The following is a 20,007-nucleotide window of genomic DNA, read 5'->3' on the forward strand; positions in this document are numbered from 1 at the left end:
AGAGGGATAGTCTAAATTTCGCAAATAATGAATGATGATATTATAATTTATCGATAAACGGTTGTATAGATTTGTTTACTTGAATTTGAGTGCTTTTTTTACCGATAAACAACAATATCATGTACTTCAACTATTGGTATAAATATAGATATTACTTTATTGACTTTTACCGAAGTAAAATGGTGTCCACAATATTTGCATTAATTGGAATTAATTAATCCACTTAAATAAGGGGCATCTTAAATAAAACTCATAAAATACTAGTCTTCTAACATATTTTCATTTCTGAAACCTGGATTATCTTTATACCAATCTTGATGGGATATTCCTCCTGATGTTGCCCATGACACAAAGTAATTATAGGCATCATCTATTCTTACATTTTCCTTTGGTACTTTAAAATCATGAATAATACTTATTGCCCATGGCATGCCATTAGAAGAGATAAAGTTTCCATCAGCATCTGAGTTTATTCCATCTGTTATACTAACATTAGTTCCTAAACTAGTTCTATTGTGAAGCGGTAAATGTACCTCTTTGTGCCGTTCTTGATTAATAATTATGAATGGATTAAATGGAGCCACCCCTAATTCTGAGGTAGTTACAGGTGCTGTCAACGTTATAGAAACTGTCCTTTCGTTTAAAAAATTGTCTGCATTATCTGTTAATATAATTACAGCTTTGTCCTGATTAGCTTCAGTTCCATTTGCATTAAGTGTTATGTAATCCGAACTATATGTTGTACCTGTGACACTTTCAACTTGATCTGGCAATAAACCATCTATCTCTATCCCAAAACCATTATCGTAGCCCGCACCATTAGCTTTTACACGACAAATGAGATCAACTTGAACAACGTCATTATCTGAATTTAAAATAACAATTGCTCTGTAGCTAAATGCAAGATCATTAAAATCATAGTCACCATATGTCGGCCACAAGTCTTCAAAAGCAATAGTTCCTTTCCCGTATTTACTAGGCGTAAAGACTTCAAATGCTTTTTCTGAATCATCAGGATAGGAATCTTCCGAATCGATTACACCATCTCCATCTGTATCTGTTGTATCTACACTATCAGAATAAACATGAAGTGTGGTTAAATCATTTATGGCTCTATTAAAACTAGTATTATTCCCAGCATTTACGCCGTATTGATATTGCCATCCTCCAGTTGTGGTATCCATAATAATCAAACTTGAATTTGATCCGCTATTAGCTAGCCATAATTCTTGGTTTGAATCAATAGTCATTGATGTAGGTTGAAATGGTAAATTATCTGCACTAATTCTAGTTGCTACATAATCATTATTTTGATTTAATTCAATACTGTAAAGCCCTGAAAATGTACAAACGTAAATAGTCCCGTCTTCTGCAAAATCAATATCTCCACCAGTAGTATTGTGTAATCCTGTAATCTGCCACGAATTCAATATCACACCAGATATAGGGTCTATTGTGAACAAAACTCCATTGTTGTCAGAGAAGTATAATAAATTGTCATTTGAATTATAAGCTAACCTAGGGCCTCCCATACCTAAGTTGGCTACTGTAGACCATTCATCATTTTCAATGGAGTATCTCATCAAAGGATATGGACTTGATCTTCCGATAGAGTATAGCATTAAATTTTCTTGATCAATGGCAGCTGTCCAGCTTCCCATAGGCATCTCTGATATCATGGTTAAATCACCATCAAGGGGATCAATTTGAAACAACTCGCCTTGACCGTTAACACAATACAAATAATCATTAACATCATTTCTCTCTAATTGTATAGTATTTCTCCCCGTTAAATTTTGAAATGAATAGTTGACTTCACCATTCACAACATCAACAAATTCGCCAGAAAAGTTCAATCTATCATTTCTTCTTATATAAACTTTATTACAATATTTTGGCAAAGTCACTAATTGTTCTAAAACTCCGTTTCTAGGCATTCCTTTAAGTACTTGCTTGTTTATAATGTCTTCTCTATAAACATCATCAGTTACAGTATTACCCGACTCATCTAAGAAGGTCTTCGTACCTAAAAAATTAGGATCTTCTGAAGTTACAAAGACTTCATATAAAGCGCTAGAATTATCATTTATCCTTATATTAACACTGCTATGGGTATTGTAATCAAAATCGGTTGGTACATCAATAAATAAAGCGTTTTCCTCAGCTGTAATATCATTCCCAATGTCTGGTTTCGCACAGGTATTCATAGAGAATAATAAGACTATGGCAAAATTTCTGACTAATAATTTCATAGTTTATATTTTTGAGTATGATTTAGTATTTTTCTTAATAAAATTAAACAACCTTGTGCGAGATTTTTAGAAAATTCTGTATTATGACCTTAATCTATGATAGTCTCCTAATTACTGTCGACGAGCGGTATGATTTGAGTAAAGTACACATGTACTATTTTCTATGTTACAAATAGTATTCACAGTATTAAACAAAATGTCAATCTAAAACGACAATTAGCAATACAAAGAATACCTTTATTAAACTTTGATTAACATTCTTTCTACTTTTTCATTTCTTATCAATTATAATATGTGTCTCTTACAAAATCTTTCAAACACTTTGGGCGAGGCGAAGCCGTTAGAAATTATATGTTCAATATTATTTACTTGATTGACCATATCATTAAAATTTTAACAAATTATCCATTTGAGCCATTATATCTAGAATCAATTTCATAATAAAGCTTATTGAAAACTTCTTGAAAAGAATGTATGCAAAAGCCACTCTGGACTAACTATTTCTTATCAATCTTAAAGTGACCTTTATTTTAACTATTAGTTTCTTACTGATAAATTTGGTAATAATTACCTCTTTTTCGAGTGAAACCTAAATAGATATCCAAAATTAGATTCGCCGAAAAAATATCAAAATTTACATAGGTTCGCTTATCTCAACCTATAGCTCTAAAATAAAACTCTATCACCTCGATTTAAAAACAATACTAGTCTTTCAATAAACTACTGTTTCGATAACCTGGATTATCCTTGTACCAATCTTTATAATTATTACCTCCAGAAGTGGCCCAGTCACTAAAAAAGTTATAGGCGTCATATATTCTAACTGATTCCTTTGGAACTTTAAAATCATGTATTATACTTAATGCCCAAGGGTAACCAGTATCGGATATATAATTACCATCAGGATCTACATGCATTCCACTAGTTTCTACTAAATTTTGACCAAGCTGAGTTGTTGAATTAAAAGGAAGGTGAATTTCGTGCTCTCTAACTTTATTTGCAATTAAAAATGGTTTAAATGGGGCTTCACCTAGAATGGTAGTGCTTGTGGGGTTTACAAAATTAATTGTAATAGTTCTCTCTGTAATTAAATTATCGGCATTATCTGTAAAAATTATGACCGCATTATCTTGAGCACTTTCTGTACCATTAGCATTTAAATTTATATAATTTTCGCTGTAGGAAGTACCTGAAACACTTTCAATATCCGACGATGCTAGCCCTTCTATCTCTATCCCTATACCATTTGTAAAACCTGCAGAATTTGATTTAACTCTGCAAATAAAATCCACTCTTACCACTAAATTATCTGAGTTTAATAATACTATTGCTTTATAATTTAAAGCCATATCATTGAAATCATAATCACCACTAGAAGGCCATAAATCTTCGAAAACAATACTGCCAGTACCATATTTACTAGGTGTGAAAATTTCGTAAGCTACATCGGGATCATTAGGGTAAGCATCATCATTATCCACAACACCATCTCCATCAGTATCGGTTTCATCAGGTTCATTTGAAAAAATTCTAAACGTGGTTAAATCATTAATTGTTCTTCCAAAATCAGTACCGTTGTTTGCGTTAATACCATATACATATTCCCAGCCACCTGTTACTGTATCCATTATGATTAAATCCGAACTCGATGCATTATTTGCAAGCCATAAATCCTGATTAGAATCAAATGTCATGGAAGTGGGGTAAAAAGGTAAATTATCTGCACTAATACGAACACTATCATATTCATTATTTTCGTTTAAATCCAGTCTATATAATCCGGAAAATGAACATAGAAATAATGTCCCATCTGCCGCAAAGGCTAAATCACCACCATGGGTGTTATGTAATCCATTAATGTCCCAAATATTCAAATTTGTCCCATCCACAGGATCAAACGTATATAATTTATCTAGTTTTGAAAAATACAGCAACCTATCGTTTACATTAAAATCTAATCTAGGTCCACCGATTCCAAGATTTGCAATAATTTCCCACGAATTACTTGCAATATCATATTTCATTAAAGGATGCGGACTACTTCTGCCTATTGAATACATAAATCCATTTTCTTGATCTATAGCAGCTGTATAACTGCCCATAGGCATATCGGAAAGATAAGTTAATGATCCATCTAATGGATTTACTTGGAAATGTTCTGCTGATCCGTTAACGCAATACAAATAATCTTCAACGTTATCTCGTCCCGTATTATTGTTGGAATCCACATTATTAAAATATTCAACTTTATTATCTGTAATTAGCTCAACAGATCCTGAATACTTTAAATTCTCCTTTTTTCGGATATATAATTGTTCATAGAAATTTGGAATATTTACTGAATGCTCTAAAATTCCATTTTTTGGAACGCCAGAAAAAATCAATTTATTAAGAATATCATTTTTAAATACCTCTTCGGTTACCATTTCACCTGACTGGTTTTCAAAGGTTTCATAACCTACAGAATGTGCACTCTCTGTATAAGCATATACATCATATTTAGAATTTACTGAATTATCATGTATTTTAATATCTACTTTTCTATATGTACTAAAGTCGAAACCATCTGGGATATTTATTGACTCAACATCTGTAACTTCTAATGATGAATTATCTATTTCTGGTTTGGCACAAGCACTCAACAAGGTTAATAATATTATGACTGAATTTTTTATTAAAAACTTCATTGATTATATATCTTTTTTGTTATTCATAGATTTGGAAATCATTACTAATTTAAATTGACTTTAGTAACATTTTTTTAATATTTCTATTTTAAGACCTTTTATTTAGACAAATGCCCATTTAATGTAGATAAGCTGTGGAGCAATTTTCATTTAATTAAATTTTGAGTGTAAGAACTAATTGGAAATTTGCACAATTACCTTGTTAAATAGTATTTTTTGGTATTAAGCAACAGGAGACTAGGACATATAAAAAAAGTCACTCTAGATTTATTATTTAAAATAATCATTGAGCGACTTTTTTAATCAACTTACTATTAAATTAATTTTAATTAAAAATTAGTTTAGAATTATTTCTATTACCGTTAGTGTCGGAGTACCAATCTAAATCTGGATTTGAAGTAACGAAATCATCAAAATTTGGATAGGCCTCTAAAATTGTTACATTCTCTTTTGGCCACGGCCAATCAATAGGTAAATCATTTAATGCCCATGGAAAACCGTTAGCATTGACAAATAAACTACTCCCAGTAGATCTGTCATCACAGTCTGAAAAATTATTATCATCATTAAACATTGACGGTAAATTCAAAGCGGCATAATTACTGTGTACTTCACTATATAAATGATGTATTTCCTGCCCTGATACACCATCTCTCAATAAAAATTCATCATAAGCACCATTTAATTTAGTTACAGTACCAGAAATTACTGGAATATTTGCGTAGTCTATTTGTCGACTATTAATTATAGCATCGGGATTATCGACATAAATAGATTTCAGATTCGCAAATACAAATAGGGTGGTACCATTATCACTATCATGTAATCTTGTAATGTCACTTGCTCCGTAATTATCTGAAGCATCTAGGCTTAATACCGCGTCATTATCTTCATCTATCACCCTTAAAACAAAACTATTATTATAACCACCTCCTAAAGCAGGAAACTTGTAATTAAACTCAATAGTTGTAACATAAGTATTTTGTCCATCGTTATTATCTCCGTTATTTAGCCCCTCCTTATAGCTATAATTATTAACCAAATCATTAAAATCATAATCGCCTTGACAAGGGTATAAATCTTCATAGACAGATGTAAAATACAAACCTTGCCCTTGAGGATAATTATAAGTAGCTATATCAGGGTTATTATCGTCTACATCAACACCTTCTTCAGATCCGTCTCCATCATTATCAACTATATTGTTATAACCTGGCGAGCATGAGTTTGATGATATAAATGTGGAACATGTATTAATCACATCATTATCTCCCATAGAACTTAAATAACTGTTAGAACATATATCTAATTCTCCTTTAAATTTCTTACCGCCATTAAAGGTTATAGAGCCAGTTTCAATAATAGAATAAGCATGGTCACCTTTAATGTTGCCACTTGAAATAATACTTGCACATTTAAATATAGAACCTTCTTTGACTTTAACCTCTTTATTTGAATTGTTCATGAATGCCCCTGTAATGAGTGTATATGATGCGTTCTTAAATTCTACTTCATCATTATTGATTAATGTCCCCGATATTATTGTTTTACAATAGTTTTTAAATTTACCATCGTTTACAGTGAAATTGCCAGCAACGGTTAATTCGGAACCTTCTTTATTATCAAATTTATCTGATAGGGTGACATGACCACCTATATAAACTGATCCCCCTTCATTTTTAAAATGTTCATTATTGTTGAAACTACCGGAGATGTTTATCGTTCCACCAAAATTTTGAACTTCTTCTGAAACTGAAAGATTTCCAGTAATATTAGTTAATCCCCAGTTATCTAAATCCTCAGCAATATTTGCATTTACTCCATTAAAAGTGCCCTCATTATAAATTTTTGAATTTATAGTCCCTGACAGATTTAAAGTCCCGCCTTGAGCCACATATATTGTAAGCTTACTCGAATTGTCATTTAAATAGGCAGGGGTCCATGAACCTCCACTACAAATGTAGATTTTGGTATTAGAATTAACATTTAACCCTTGTGTCGCGTTTCCGGTTATTTTATAATTCCCACCATCGTTTCCATTAAACTCAGAGTAGTCATCACAATTCCAACTTGGGGGATCGTCAGAAGAAAATGACCTTCCTGCCTCTTCGTTTTCTTCCGCTATATCATCTGTCAAAATAAGATTTTCTAATTGGTTTGGTGTGATAAAATACTGTCTAGTGTTTGTTGCGAGATCTACCTCCACCAAAACCATTTGAGTATGATTTGGTATTTGGACATCTCTATTTAAAGGATGGTCCTTATCAATATAGCCTTGATATAACAACTTATTAGAATTACCTTCCACTTTGAAAATCCTAATTTTGGCCATAAAGGCAATAGATTCTTCTGATAAACTTATGTTTGTGTTTTGAAGTTTCACCGGTCTGAGATTATGACCATCCGGAACTATTAGTGATGACATGTCATCAACATTTTCATTGGTTGGTGTTGAAGCTTCATCTTGAAATTCTCTACTGCAATTTTGATACATGACAAGCAATAGAACAAGAATAATATTCCATTTTTTCATTTTTAAACATTATTGGTTAATAGCACTACAAACCTAAAATGTTTAATAATGTAAGGGATTAAATTTAGCCTAAAGCTTTAAAAGAAGTCCTGAATGGTCAATAAGTGTCGTTAATTGGTAATTGTGACTTAAAAATTAGGATATTGATAATAATGATTGAAATAATGTTGGCTTTACCTTATCAGTTCTTCTTTGCTCAATAATCTTAGCAATTATCTCATTTCGGCTATGCGTCAATACCCTCATTACCTTTATTATTTCCTCGCTATTTATTGCTTTTATATATGTTATCTGATTAAGATTTGAAATACTTGATAAATATCTTGTCCCAGCTCGTAATGCAAAATTAAAGGATTTCTTTCTTCTTATAAAGATAACATTTGCATTATCACAATTATTACAAATCTGTATTAGCTCGTCTTGAATTATATCACTCATATTATTGACCAAGCAAAATTCTATTTCAAAATTATCATTAATATGATTTATTAAATCATCTGTAGGAATACAATCATTATCCTCTCCAAAAACTATTATCACACCAATTTTCATATCATTTAATTTAGGTTAAGTTTAAATTTTATCGGATAGTAGCTCTTTTGGCACGTTCCCAATTCACAGATTGATTATCCCCTATAAACCTTATAAACCCAAGAACCACTGACAGATTCATTATAAAAAAGTAGTAGGGGATGAATAACACCTTGATACTTGTGGCATTACTTTCTAATAACCATCCTAGCAAGGCACCTAAATACATTATTAATTGTAACCAAAAAAACACATTATAAAAGCCAAAACCTGTAAGACCGTCTTGATATATAATTAAAAAAGAAACAGGAATTATCAATAATAGACACAAAGGGGTTATGGTCCAGCGTAAAACACGATGCGAAATGTATTGAAATGAAAATAGGCCGTATTTAAAGATATTTAATAGTGACCTGAGTCTAACTACAGATTGAATCCCGCCTGCTGAAATTCTAATCTTACGCTTTAACTCCTCTTTTACATTTGCTGAAGCAGTTTCAATTGCATATGCTTCTGGATTATATTGAATGGTGTATCCTTTTTGAGCTACCCTAAGTGAAATGATAAAGTCATCTAATATGGTATCTGGTTCTACCTCGTTGTATAATTCAGTTCTTATTGCAAATAACTCTCCAGCTGCACCTACAGCAGAATACAGTTCTGCATCCCACTTTTTCAATTTTGATTCGTACTTCCAATACAAACCCTCTCCTGCTCCTGCTGCTACATCACTATCTCTATTTACTATTCTTTTCTCGCCTGAGACACAACCCACTTTTTTGTCATTAAAACAATTTACAATATGCATAATGGAGTCTTCTCCCAAATCTGTATTAGCATCACTAAAAACAACCAGAGGAGTTTTTACATGAGGCATCACTCTGTTCATGGCATTGATCTTACCTTTTCTTTCGTTGCTATGAAAAAGCTGCACATTGTCATAAGTTTCAAGTAGTGTGTTTGTCCCATCATTAGAACCATCTGTTACCCAAACGACCTTCAGTTTATCTTTCGGATAATTTAGATGCATTGTATTTTCCATTTTCTGGCGCACATAATTTCTCTCGTTATAAGCAGGAATCATAAGAGTGACCTCTGGGAACTCGTTTAAAGCTACACTGGCACTACAATCTTTTGAAAATAAGCGCTTTATTTTTACCATGGCATATAGCAAAATACCATAGCCTATGTATGTATAAACTATTATAAATAATAGTATCCAGAATAGTATTTTTAAAGTATCCATAAAAATGATTTTAATGTAAAATTAGTTAGCTTTTTGCTGTGTTTATAAATAATTCTTTAGTCAGACTTACAGTTTAGATAGTTCACCATTTGGTATCGATAGGTGGCAAATTACTGTCTTGATAAGGTTTAATACTTTACCTTCTCCCAAGTTTGTGTTTCAAAATTATATTGCTTTAATACTTTAGCAGGATTACCCGCAACCAAGGTATATTTAGGTATATCTTTTGTAACCACACTTCCTGCCGCAACTATAGAATGTTTACCTATAGTAACGCCAGGCACTATAACAACATTAGCCCCAATCCAAGATTCATCTTCAATGATAATGGGCTTAGTGGTAAACCCCTGTGCATGAATTGGTCTATAAATGTCCTTATAATTATGATTTAATCCAGAAATCACCACACCCTGAGCTAGTCTTACATCATTCCCTATATTTACCGGTCCAATTATTGTATTACTTAAACCTATTCTTGTCCTATCCCCAATGATAACGTCACCTACACCATTATTCACTGCTGAGAAATCTTCAATGGTTGACGCTTGACCAAGACTGAATTTATTCCAGGGCACCACATCCATCCTAGTGTGTCTTCTCACAACAGATCCTTTTCCTTTCTTATGAACAAATGGGTTTACAAACCATTTTATCCATAATCTAGGTCTTGCTTGATTGGGGATTAAAATAGACCAATGAGCCAATCGCTTTAATTTACTGTTCGATTTTATTTTAGACACAAATTCCATTAATGAAATTGTTTTAAAGTAGATTCCATGGCCGCGTAAATATGATTAACACTATTTTTCCAAGTGTGTTGATTAGCAAATTTTATCTGTGCCTTTGCTTTAGTTTTTGAATGCTCCGTTAAAGCTTTATCAATAAGCGACACATAATCTTCTTTTGTTTCTCCCAGGTAAACATAGTCCTTAAACATTTGCATTGCTTTTGTTTCTGTAGCTACAACTGGTTTACCCATAGCTAAATATTCGTCTATTTTTCTAGGATAATTACCTATAGTAATTTCATTAACAACCTGAGGGTTAATAGCAACATGAAAGCCTTTAATGTATGAGGCTAATTGGTCTGCTGGTTTGTAACCTAAAAAATGTACATTTTTTAACTCATGTAAATTCGAATATCTAAATGCTTCATCTTCAGGACCAACAAGAACAATATTCCAATCCGATCTTTTAACAGCTATAAACTCTAATAAATCTATATCTAATCGCAATGTAGTTAGGGACCCTACGTAGCCAATTACAGGGCCTTGAATTGTATTAAATTCCTCCGGAATGGCCATACTATTATCTTCATCGCTAAACATACTCACATCACACCCTTGTCCTACCATAATACTATTCTTGTTATATTTTGAGCTATAGTCTACATAGTATTCTGAATTATTGACAATGACATCTGCATTTTCCATTAAAACTGGCTCTAGACGCTCACCATGCTTTTTCCAATATGGCTCTTTAACTAAGTTGTCTCTAATATAATAGGTGTATAGCTCTGGTTGCAAAAACTCTTTTAAGTGAAGTCCCAAAAACATAGAACTGTCATTGAACAATAAAATATTTTTAAAACCTAAGCGATTGATTGCATCTGTAATATTCTCCGAAAATAATTTTGCATTTCGCCTATTTAAAAGTTTGAATATTTGGTGAGAATTAATCCAATTTATAGACTCAATGACACTCTTTGGATAAAGGTTCCATAAGTTTGATTCTATTTTTTGAATATCTGGAAGATGACCTTTTGAAATATGAATTCGCTTTTGAATTGACGGCTTATATTTTTGCCTATACCTCGTAATCCTGTCTAATGGTGGATTTACATAAAGAACCCTGTTATACTTAGCAAATTCCACAGCAATGTTTTTACAGTTACTGCCAATTTTTATATCCCAAGGCTGTATTCCTACTATTACTATATCTTTTCCTGTTACAGTCATTTCTAAATATTGTTATGGTTAAACGTCTGATAAATTCCCAAGACCTGTCTTGCTGCATTTTCCCAGGTAAATTTGGTATACCTTGCCAATCCCTTTTCAGTAAGCTGATTTTTATAATTTTTATCCGAACGTACTTTGGCTATAGCTTCATAAATATTTTCTGTACTATTTGGATTTACCAGACAAGCTGCATCACCTGCAACTTCGGGCATTGAGGATGTATTTGAGGTAATCACAGGAGTTCCACATGCCATTGCTTCGATGATTGGAATCCCGAAACCTTCTCTTAATGAAGGAAATAAAAACAACTCGGACAGACTAAACAATATTGGTAAGTCTGTGTCTACTACATACCCTGTAAGTATTATTTTATCGCTTAACTCTTCTTCTAAATCAATAGACTTTAAGATCGTACTTAGTTTGGATTCATTAAGACCAACAAGAACTAATTTTAAATCTTCTGTATACACATAAATATACATGTAAAAGGCTTTTAAGACACGTGCTGTGTTTTTTCTAGGGTCTGTATTGCCTAGATGCAACAAAAAGTGTTCTGGAAGATTATATTTCTGTTTAACTTTTGCCCTTGCTTTGTTATCAACCACAGCTTTAAAGGACTCATTGACACCATTATGTACTGTTTGTATTTTGCTGCTATCTAACTTATAAATTTTAGAAATATTTTGTCTTTCAAAGTTAGAAACCGTGATAAGCCTCTGGCTCTTCTTAACGATGCTGTTAACAATTAATCTTCTATAGAGATTTCCTATTTTTTGATACCAAGAAGCGCTACTTGTCAATTGTTCTAGCACACTTCCTTCTTTAAAAATAACATCATGGAGCGTAGTTACTAATGGCATTTGCAAAGCCAAAGGCGCTGTATTACTAGTACAATGCAGAATATCACAGTTATGAGCTTTAGCCAATTTAGGCAGTTTGAATTGTTCCCAAATCGGATATGCGCCACCTTCAATCTCAACGATATGAAAATTATCAGTACTAGAGATGACCTTGTTATCTACATCTGGTTTTACAAAGATGAAATACTCATTCTCCTTGTCTAACACTTGTAAGTTTTTGATTAACTCAAGAGCAACTCTGTCCATACCATGTTTCTGCGGACGAAATAAACGCTGTGCCTCTATACCAATTCTCATTTTCCTTGGCTTTTAATTTCTCCGTGTGATGTATGAATAAATTTAGTATTAGCTCCCTTTAAGTTAAAAAGGAGATAGAACATCCTTAGAAAAGCAGAAGGCATTGAAGCCATTGCTTTCAAAGTTGCGGTATTGTAAAACGGTATTGGAAGTGCTAATACAAAAGCTACAACCAAAAGCGCAAGATTTACTCCCCAGACAAAGCTAGATACGTAGGTTTTAATATTTAATCCAAAATCTAACAGGCAATAAACTAGCGCAGTTATAACTGTTATTCCAAGCAATAAAATTCTAGGTGGTACTATCATCTGAAAAACCTTATCAAAGAAGTTTATATTACCGCTTGTAAAAAGCGCTCTTAATCCAGTTCTGTAATATCTTTTTAGATATACAAACTGAGTTGCTAACCAACGTCTTCGTTGTTTTGAAAAGTCTGATGACTTCTGAACTTTCTCGTCTAAAACAACAGTATCTTGAAGATATTCTATGGTGATGTTCTTTTTAGCCAACTCAAACTCAAGTTCTTTATCAAATCCCCCAATAGCCGTAATCTTTTTCATAATGGCCTTAAATATTCTGTATTCAAAACCCATACCTGAACCAATCAATCCTGAAGATAATCCTAAAGCACGATGCCCTCTTCTGTAAATATGATTGTTTATTTCTTCGCTAGCTGCATCTAAAATAGCAAAAGGCGTATTTAGATTTTTTGCTTTTCTATGCCCTTGTACCACACGAAAACCATTCTGAAATGCCGTATTCATTTTCGTTAAAAAATGAAACTCCATAATGTTATCCGCATCAAGTATAATAGCATATTCATAATCGTCATCCATATAATGCATAGCAGCATTTAAGGCTTTTGCTTTGGTACTATTTTCAAAGCTTACTTCTACTATTTTAATAGGTAGTTTTTGAAGTTCTATTAGCGTTGTAGGCTGTAATGAATCTGCAATAACAACAACATCAAAAAAACTTGATGGATATTGTTGTATCAACGCTTTCTTTGCAACACCTACAATAACAGCATCCTCCTTGTAGGCGGGAATAAATATTACCATTTTGCTCAGCTCGTTATCTGTATTTTGCTTTCGTTTTTTATAGAAGTGTCCTGCGGCAGCAAATACTAAAACATATAGACATGATACTACGAAGTAAACAGCAAAGACAATTTCTGTGCCCTGCGCTAAATATTGAAATATCTGAGTTATAGTTTCCATGGTGATAGTTCTTCTAATAGTGAATAATTAGTTTTATTTAACTGCTAGTTCTCTTCTTTTAAACTTGCTAATTACTGTTCTTACTTTGAGAGCAACTTCTCTTACAAAGGGTAAATATTTACCACTTTTAATATTATAGGCAAGTGACTGAGAGTCGTATATCATCTTAAAGTTTTCTGTACAAAACACAGGTTTCTTGGTAAGCTTATTAATCTCTAGGGCTTGCTTTAAATTACTTTCCACAAATAGATTGTACTTGCTCTTTTTATATTCATTGGCTTTATGAATGCCATGACAGTTGGCTTTTTGCCTAGCTTTCATATTTGGCAGGTCTAGCATCACAAGTCTATCGTATTTTATCCTATGGTTTTCTAACCAAGTTTCGGTTTCAGTTCTATATTTTTCTAATCGAGATGTTACTAATGTTCCTATTTTACTTCCTGGGAGATACAATGGTGTCGCATTTAGTAGAAACGAGATATACTTTGGTCCATCGTCATTCTGTTCTTTAGTTGGATCTGCACATAATACACCATCAATATCAAAACATGCTTTATCTAAAGTAGAATGGTTAAAGATGTTCCACTGAAAATAGCGTGGATTAGCTACTGTTTCTAAGGCATAATTCACAAGATTTTCCTTGCCCGGTGCCGCATAAACTACTGCATACTTAAAATTGAATTTTGATTTTAAGTGTGCTAAATTCTCCTTACACTCCGCCAAGGCAGAACCACTAGCAATACTATCATCTACGACCAATACATTCTTATAATCTGAACTGTCAAAAAATTGTCTTCTAGCACCCGCTTTATACACAAAGCCATTAATAAATGAATGGATATCCGTATATGGTAAATTAAGATATAGCGCTAATAGATTAGCAGGTAGCATTCCACTTCTTGGCACACCAACCACCAAATCTATGTCTCTAGATATCAAATGAAGTTTTCTTAATATGGTTTCATTTAAATCGTTAATACTTCTATAATTCATGACTCTATTATTTTATGCACTTTTTAATCTTTTACTTTTATCCAATTGTGGAGAAACAAACATGAAAACCATAGTGGCGTACATGAGTATCCCTGTGGGCATTTGTCCAAAAACACCATTACCATAAGAGGCCGCCATTATACCGGCCATCCCACATGCAATTGCAGTTATTTGGATTTTTAAATTATGATCCTTGATTTTGAACATGATATTTCGAGCACCTGAAAGAAGAATGAAAAACAACATAAATAAATAATACACTAATCCAACCACACCTGTATCTGCCCAGACCATGACATACCAGCTATCAGTCGCTGTATTTGCCAAAAAAGTACGAGGTGTAAAACGTTTTCCCCAGTTACCTGTGGCTCCTATACCACCCCCAAAAGGTCTTGAAGCCAAATAACCTTTTAGCTTTCTTTGGTTAGCTAAACGTACTTGTAGCGATGCTTCATTAGGGTCAAATGCGGTGCGCATTCTTCTTATTTCTGCATTTCCCTGACCAATTGTTGTGTGTGCAAAAAAAACATACACCCCTATTCCCAAAACAGCCCCAAGCAAAAGGATTTTGAAATTTTTGCTAAGAATTAAAAACAAAAACCCGCCAATAGCTGGCACAGCAAGAGCACCTCTAGTTCCTGAAATAACCATACCTAGAAAACCTGCTAATGCTACGCTAAAAAAAAATACTCTAAGCTTAATACTTGTTTTTTTGAATAAAGCTAAAATCCCAAACACAACACCTGCATGTGCCTGAGAGGCACCAAATTGACCAGCGTCTGAATAAAATGAGAAAATCCTTAACTTCCCGAAAAGGACATGTGTTTCTGCACCACCCAACTCTAACCAACGCTGTTCAAAAGGATCAACTCCAAATTGAAATTGTTGTAAGCCCTTTAAAGTTCCTATAATCGAAAGAATTCCCCAAATTATAAAAAAGTTATTTAAATCTTTTTGCTTACTAAATAATATAAATAACAATGGAATTGCCAAAACCTGATAGAGTCCTACACCGCGCATTGCATAAAACCAAGCCTCCATACTGATCACTTCTGGATTTCCTAATTGTAATAACACATAAACCATCCATAAGCTTACCACTATAGTCAAGCTAGACTTCGCTTTTAGCCATGGTAGTTTTGTTGCAAATGATTTAAAGAATAAGGCGATATAGATTAGCACTAATAAGGCGTCTATAGTTAATCCCCATGGTGCTTGGACATATCGCGAAGCCCCTATAGCAAAAAAGCCTAAAATGATAAGAATATAAATTCCGATTTTTGGGTCTTTGAATATGGCATAAACCAAGACTGCAACAAAAAACAAACTCACACAAAGTGCAACCCCTATAACCTCAGCTTTAACGATTACTATTCCCAAAACACTCAATACTGCAATAAGTATTATTGCAGTATTGAGGTTGGTAATTCGCATTGAACCTGAGTTATTTTCAAAAGGGTTAATATGATTTTTAATTATGTTCATTGTTTATTCTGTAAAACTTAACTTATTGATTTGTTTTACATTACAAACATAGAATCTAAACCGAGTGATGTAGGCTAGATTTCGACGGATGAACATTAAGCGTAGACGAAAAGAAAACTAATATTGATAAAGAAATTCTACTATATTTTTTAGTGTATGCCCCATAGCCCATGTATTCAACCAAAACGCAAAGCCACAACCTCAGATCGTCGCTTCACAATAAAATACTATTTATCTTCATCTAGTTAAACCTGAAATCCTTTGGTCAACTGTTTTGATTGAAGCCAAAGGTTTTTGTAAAATTTATGACCGCTCTTAAAGATTTCGAAAAGCGAAACACGAAACGTCTTATTTAGAAAATAAGCCCCAACTATAATTCCAACAGTTGTAAAGACAAGTGTTGAGACAGCAACCATTTCAATGGACTTAAATACATATATGGCTACCAAATCCCCAATAATATTAGCGCCTAACATTATGGACACTTTTAAAGCATTGATATTAGGTCTATTGATACTGTCCAAACCAATTCCAGTCATTCTATCTATAGGAAGTAATAGCCCATAAACCGATAATATTCTCACGATAGCTACAATATCTATACCTGTTACCGCGGTATCTAAATATTGATATCCAGAGATTAGAATTACAAATGCTTCTGCAAAAACAAAGGTTCCTATGGACACGGCAAAGAACAAATAGGTTAATGCACCAGAATAAGTGTTAAATAGTGCTCTTACATTATCTGTTTTTCCCTCTAAACTCGCTTTTGACATTTTTGGAAAAGCTGTAGCCGTGAAACTTCGCAAAGGAATTTGTTGGATCTCAGTAAGCTTTAGCGGGATACTGAACAAGGCCACAGCATTACTGCCAAAAGGACTTATGCTAATAATTAAAATATCTGCATTGCGTAATAAGTTAGTTCCAATAAGTGTGAACGTGCTGTACTTTCCAAAGTTCAATAAGGTTTTTAGTGTTTTTTTAGTTGCTTTTCTGATGAGGCTTAAACCATCCCAGGATTGACTTATACAAACCAAAGAAGTCAATGTATTTACACCCAAAAACACTAAGGTAATCTCTAAGACAGAACACTTTAAAACAAAAGTATTGACCACTAAAAAACCAAAGAACAGCCCACTATTTAATGCTTTAATGATTAATATTTTATCGTACCTCATCTTTGCCTGTTGTACTACAAGCGCATTGTTAAACGGAAGGTTTACAAATGCCAGAACTGGATACCAGCTAAAAAAGACCACATATGATGATGTATTAATAACATCACCAAAAACTACTTTAACACTAAGCAATAACATGGCTATGATCAAAGTTGCTAATAAGCTGATAAGAACATTAGCGCCTATTAACTGGTCCCTATTCTTTTCTGTGGCTCCCGAAAGAAATCTTACCAGTCCATTATTGGTAATTCCATAACGAAGCATTTCAACAAGTGATCCTCCAGAAATAAATAGTACCCATTGAGCAAATTCTTGTGTCTCTAAACTTCTTGCCAACAAAGCAAAACCGCCAAAACCCAATAGGGCGATAATTAGGTTTCCTGATAAAGACAAGAAATTATCTTCTCTGATTACTTTATTGAACAGCTTCTTCATCTTAAATATGGTTATTCGTGTAGAACTGAAAACTGAACATATTCTTTAATCTAGTTCTCGTCTTAGAACGCTTCTTTGGCAACTCGCCCAAAACAGTTTCAACTTCCATAATCTCAACACCGTTAATAATAAACTGTAATTTTTCGCTCGCAATTGCTTTTAAATTATCTAGAATGTTATCATCTGCTTTAGACCATAATCTATTAGAACGACAAACCATTAATGCTAAATCTGAATTTGCTATTAATTCTGAAGGGTAGCTAAACTCAAGCAAATTTGGTAATTCGATCAAAATATAGTCTAAACTCCCATTGTTATCTTCTGAAAAATTGACCATAAATTCTTGATAATCCTTAACTCCTTTATAAGATTCGTCCATATTATATATCTTGTATTCACAAGTACTTAAATTATCATTTGCAGGAGATAAAAACGGATGGCCATAATCTATTCGTGGATCTTGATACCCAAAGAATTTATATAACCAGGCCGATCTGGAAATACTAGTCTTAGATTTATCTTCATCCGAATGGTTGAACACCATCACGGAATGCCCTGACGCCTTTAACTTTATAGCGATATTAGTAGCAATAACGCTTTTACCTTCATTATTTCTAGTGCTAAAAACAGTGATTATTTTTGGAGTCTTAGTAATATTTTGCGCTTTGAATGTTCTATCTAAATTCTGCATTACAAAATCCATCAAACGATCTTGCATTCTTACTAAATTTAAATGCGATTTTGCTCTAAAAAGCTTAGGAAGCATTCCCATGGATGGGATTTCTAATTTCTCTTTTGCTTTTTCTTCGTTCTTCAGAGAATCATCAAAAAATTCCATAAGTAAAATGGTAGCAAGTATTATTATACCAGTAATAAGGACTATTGCTATTATGATAATTTTTCGCTTAGACGGAATAGGTTTTAATGGATAAAACGGTGGATCTACTGCAGTTAAATTGCTAGACAGTTGTGTGTCTTGAAACTTAAGCTTAGCAAGGTTTAGACCATGCAAAATCTCAAGGTATTCTTGTTCTGCCACTTCTATTTCCCGTTCTATTCGCTTTAAATTAGCACCAGCCGGCGCATACGTTGCAAATTGTTTTTCTATGGCTTTATTCTGCGCATCCATTACCGAGAGTTTAGCTTTTAAATCTTCGGTCTCTACAACTTTATCCACCCAATCTGGCAATACTTTTTTAATAGGTACACCATCTGTTGAATTTTGGAACGAATACAATTCGTCCACATTAGTTTTTATTTCTTTCTGAAGTGCTTTAGCCTGTTTTTTTAATTGCTCTATATTTTGTGTAGAACGCTCATCGCCATTAGATTTGGCGGCGTACATTCCTATTTTATAATTAAGCTCTCCTAATTTCTTTTTACTTTTCACAATAGCATTATTCTTTTCTTGAATAAGCTCTTGTATCGCCATTTTTTCTTCTAAACGTTGCGCAGAAGCCTGTGTACCCGCTAGTTGAGCCATATTCTTTTTATAGGTCACTTCCATGTCTTCTTTTACGATTGCAACCGCTTTACTTTGCTCATAGTAATTTATAATGTTATTATCTTGATTGAATCTTAGCATCTTCTGCTCTATCGCCTTCAATTTCGTTTCTGACAACATCAGTTGTTTTTCGAAGTATTTTACAACAGCATCAGACCCATTTTCTTTTAGGTCCTTATACATCTTAGTACATACCTCTATATAGATTTTTAGTGTTTGTTGACAAATACCCGGGTCATCTATTTCGTAACTCAGTTTCACTAAGTCACTCGAGGAGATACGCTCTATTTTTACTTTTGAAATGGCCTCAATAGAATAATACGGGTGATCATAACTAAGTAGTGAATACACAAAATTAGAATTGTCACTGTGCATTACTTCCGTTAAATATGCCACTGTAGCTTCATAATCTAAATTGCCGTCTTTGTCTAGACTTGTTTGATTAGACAAATGGGCTTTAATATCCTTTGGTAGAATCTCCTGTAATTCGTCAAAAACTTCTTCTGAAATAAACTTATGGTTAGGCTTCTTTAAGGACAAATGTCTACTCAATAATCTTATCGCCACTTCTTCTTGTGTATCTCTAGATTTAATGATGTTGATAAGGTTATCAAATGCATTATTAGCGGCTAGATAATTAAAGGTCTTATCCATTTCTATGGACGATCCCGAGGCTATGCCTGTGTAAAGTATGGTTTCTGAATAGTAGTTTCTCTTTGGGTTTGCCGTAAGCAACACCGCTAATACCCCAAAAATCAATGGCACCACTATAAGAATCGTCTTATGCTTTAATATCAGTTTTATAAAATCAGTAGGTTTCATCGTTTCG

13 protein-coding genes are annotated in these 20,007 nt (G+C 33.2%); all 13 read right to left on the reverse strand.

The genetic code is table 11. The annotated features are described in order from the left end of the window. Positions 1-260 precede the first annotated feature (260 nt). Positions 261-2,252: an LruC domain-containing protein gene (locus ACRHOC_RS01330; protein WP_431156699.1), complete on the reverse strand. Its 1,992-nt coding sequence runs from the start codon at positions 2,250-2,252 to the stop codon at positions 261-263. A gap of 704 nt (positions 2,253-2,956) precedes the next feature. Beyond that, entirely contained in the window at positions 2,957-4,939 is a 1,983-nt protein-coding gene (locus tag ACRHOC_RS01335) for an LruC domain-containing protein (protein ID WP_431156700.1), read from the reverse strand. 325 nt (positions 4,940-5,264) lie between these two features. After that, a complete protein-coding gene (locus tag ACRHOC_RS01340) occupies positions 5,265-7,472 on the reverse strand; it encodes an LruC domain-containing protein (protein ID WP_431156701.1) in 2,208 nt (735 codons plus the stop codon). A gap of 135 nt (positions 7,473-7,607) precedes the next feature. Further along, positions 7,608-8,024 carry a hypothetical protein gene (locus tag ACRHOC_RS01345; protein WP_431156702.1) on the reverse strand — a complete coding sequence of 139 codons (417 nt, stop codon included), beginning with the start codon at positions 8,022-8,024 and terminating at the stop codon, positions 7,608-7,610. 28 nt (positions 8,025-8,052) lie between these two features. Then, complete coding sequence (locus ACRHOC_RS01350; RefSeq protein WP_431156703.1) at positions 8,053-9,249, reverse strand: glycosyltransferase; 1,197 nt, start codon at positions 9,247-9,249, stop codon at positions 8,053-8,055. Between the two features lie 128 nt (positions 9,250-9,377). After that, on the reverse strand, positions 9,378-9,998 hold the full coding sequence (locus ACRHOC_RS01355) for an acyltransferase (RefSeq protein WP_431156704.1): 621 nt from the start codon (positions 9,996-9,998) through the stop codon (positions 9,378-9,380). Next, positions 9,998-11,206 (reverse strand): glycosyltransferase, encoded by a 1,209-nt coding sequence (locus ACRHOC_RS01360; protein ID WP_431156705.1) that lies wholly within the window; start codon positions 11,204-11,206, stop codon positions 9,998-10,000. The genes ACRHOC_RS01355 and ACRHOC_RS01360 overlap by 1 nt, the downstream gene beginning before the upstream one ends. A gap of 2 nt (positions 11,207-11,208) precedes the next feature. Continuing rightward, the gene (locus ACRHOC_RS01365) at positions 11,209-12,363 is read right to left on the reverse strand and encodes a glycosyltransferase family 4 protein (protein ID WP_431156706.1); all 1,155 of its coding nucleotides are present in this window, start codon (positions 12,361-12,363) and stop codon (positions 11,209-11,211) included. Next, on the reverse strand, positions 12,360-13,583 hold the full coding sequence (locus ACRHOC_RS01370; protein ID WP_431156707.1) for a glycosyltransferase: 1,224 nt from the start codon (positions 13,581-13,583) through the stop codon (positions 12,360-12,362). The genes ACRHOC_RS01365 and ACRHOC_RS01370 overlap by 4 nt, the downstream gene beginning before the upstream one ends. Before the next feature lie 33 nt (positions 13,584-13,616). Further along, positions 13,617-14,576 (reverse strand): phosphoribosyltransferase family protein, encoded by a 960-nt coding sequence (locus ACRHOC_RS01375; protein WP_431156708.1) that lies wholly within the window; start codon positions 14,574-14,576, stop codon positions 13,617-13,619. Between the two features lie 12 nt (positions 14,577-14,588). Continuing rightward, positions 14,589-16,061: an O-antigen ligase family protein gene (locus tag ACRHOC_RS01380; protein WP_431156709.1), complete on the reverse strand. Its 1,473-nt coding sequence runs from the start codon at positions 16,059-16,061 to the stop codon at positions 14,589-14,591. 245 nt (positions 16,062-16,306) lie between these two features. Continuing rightward, positions 16,307-17,674, reverse strand: a complete 1,368-nt coding sequence (locus ACRHOC_RS01385) for an oligosaccharide flippase family protein (protein ID WP_431156710.1) — start codon at positions 17,672-17,674, stop codon at positions 16,307-16,309. Between the two features lies 1 nt (position 17,675). Then, entirely contained in the window at positions 17,676-20,000 is a 2,325-nt protein-coding gene (locus tag ACRHOC_RS01390) for a hypothetical protein (RefSeq protein ID WP_431156711.1), read from the reverse strand. Between the last annotated feature and the right edge of the window lie 7 nt (positions 20,001-20,007).

The organism is Winogradskyella poriferorum (genome assembly GCF_050618035.1).
GTDB lineage: Bacteria > Bacteroidota > Bacteroidia > Flavobacteriales > Flavobacteriaceae > Winogradskyella > Winogradskyella poriferorum_A.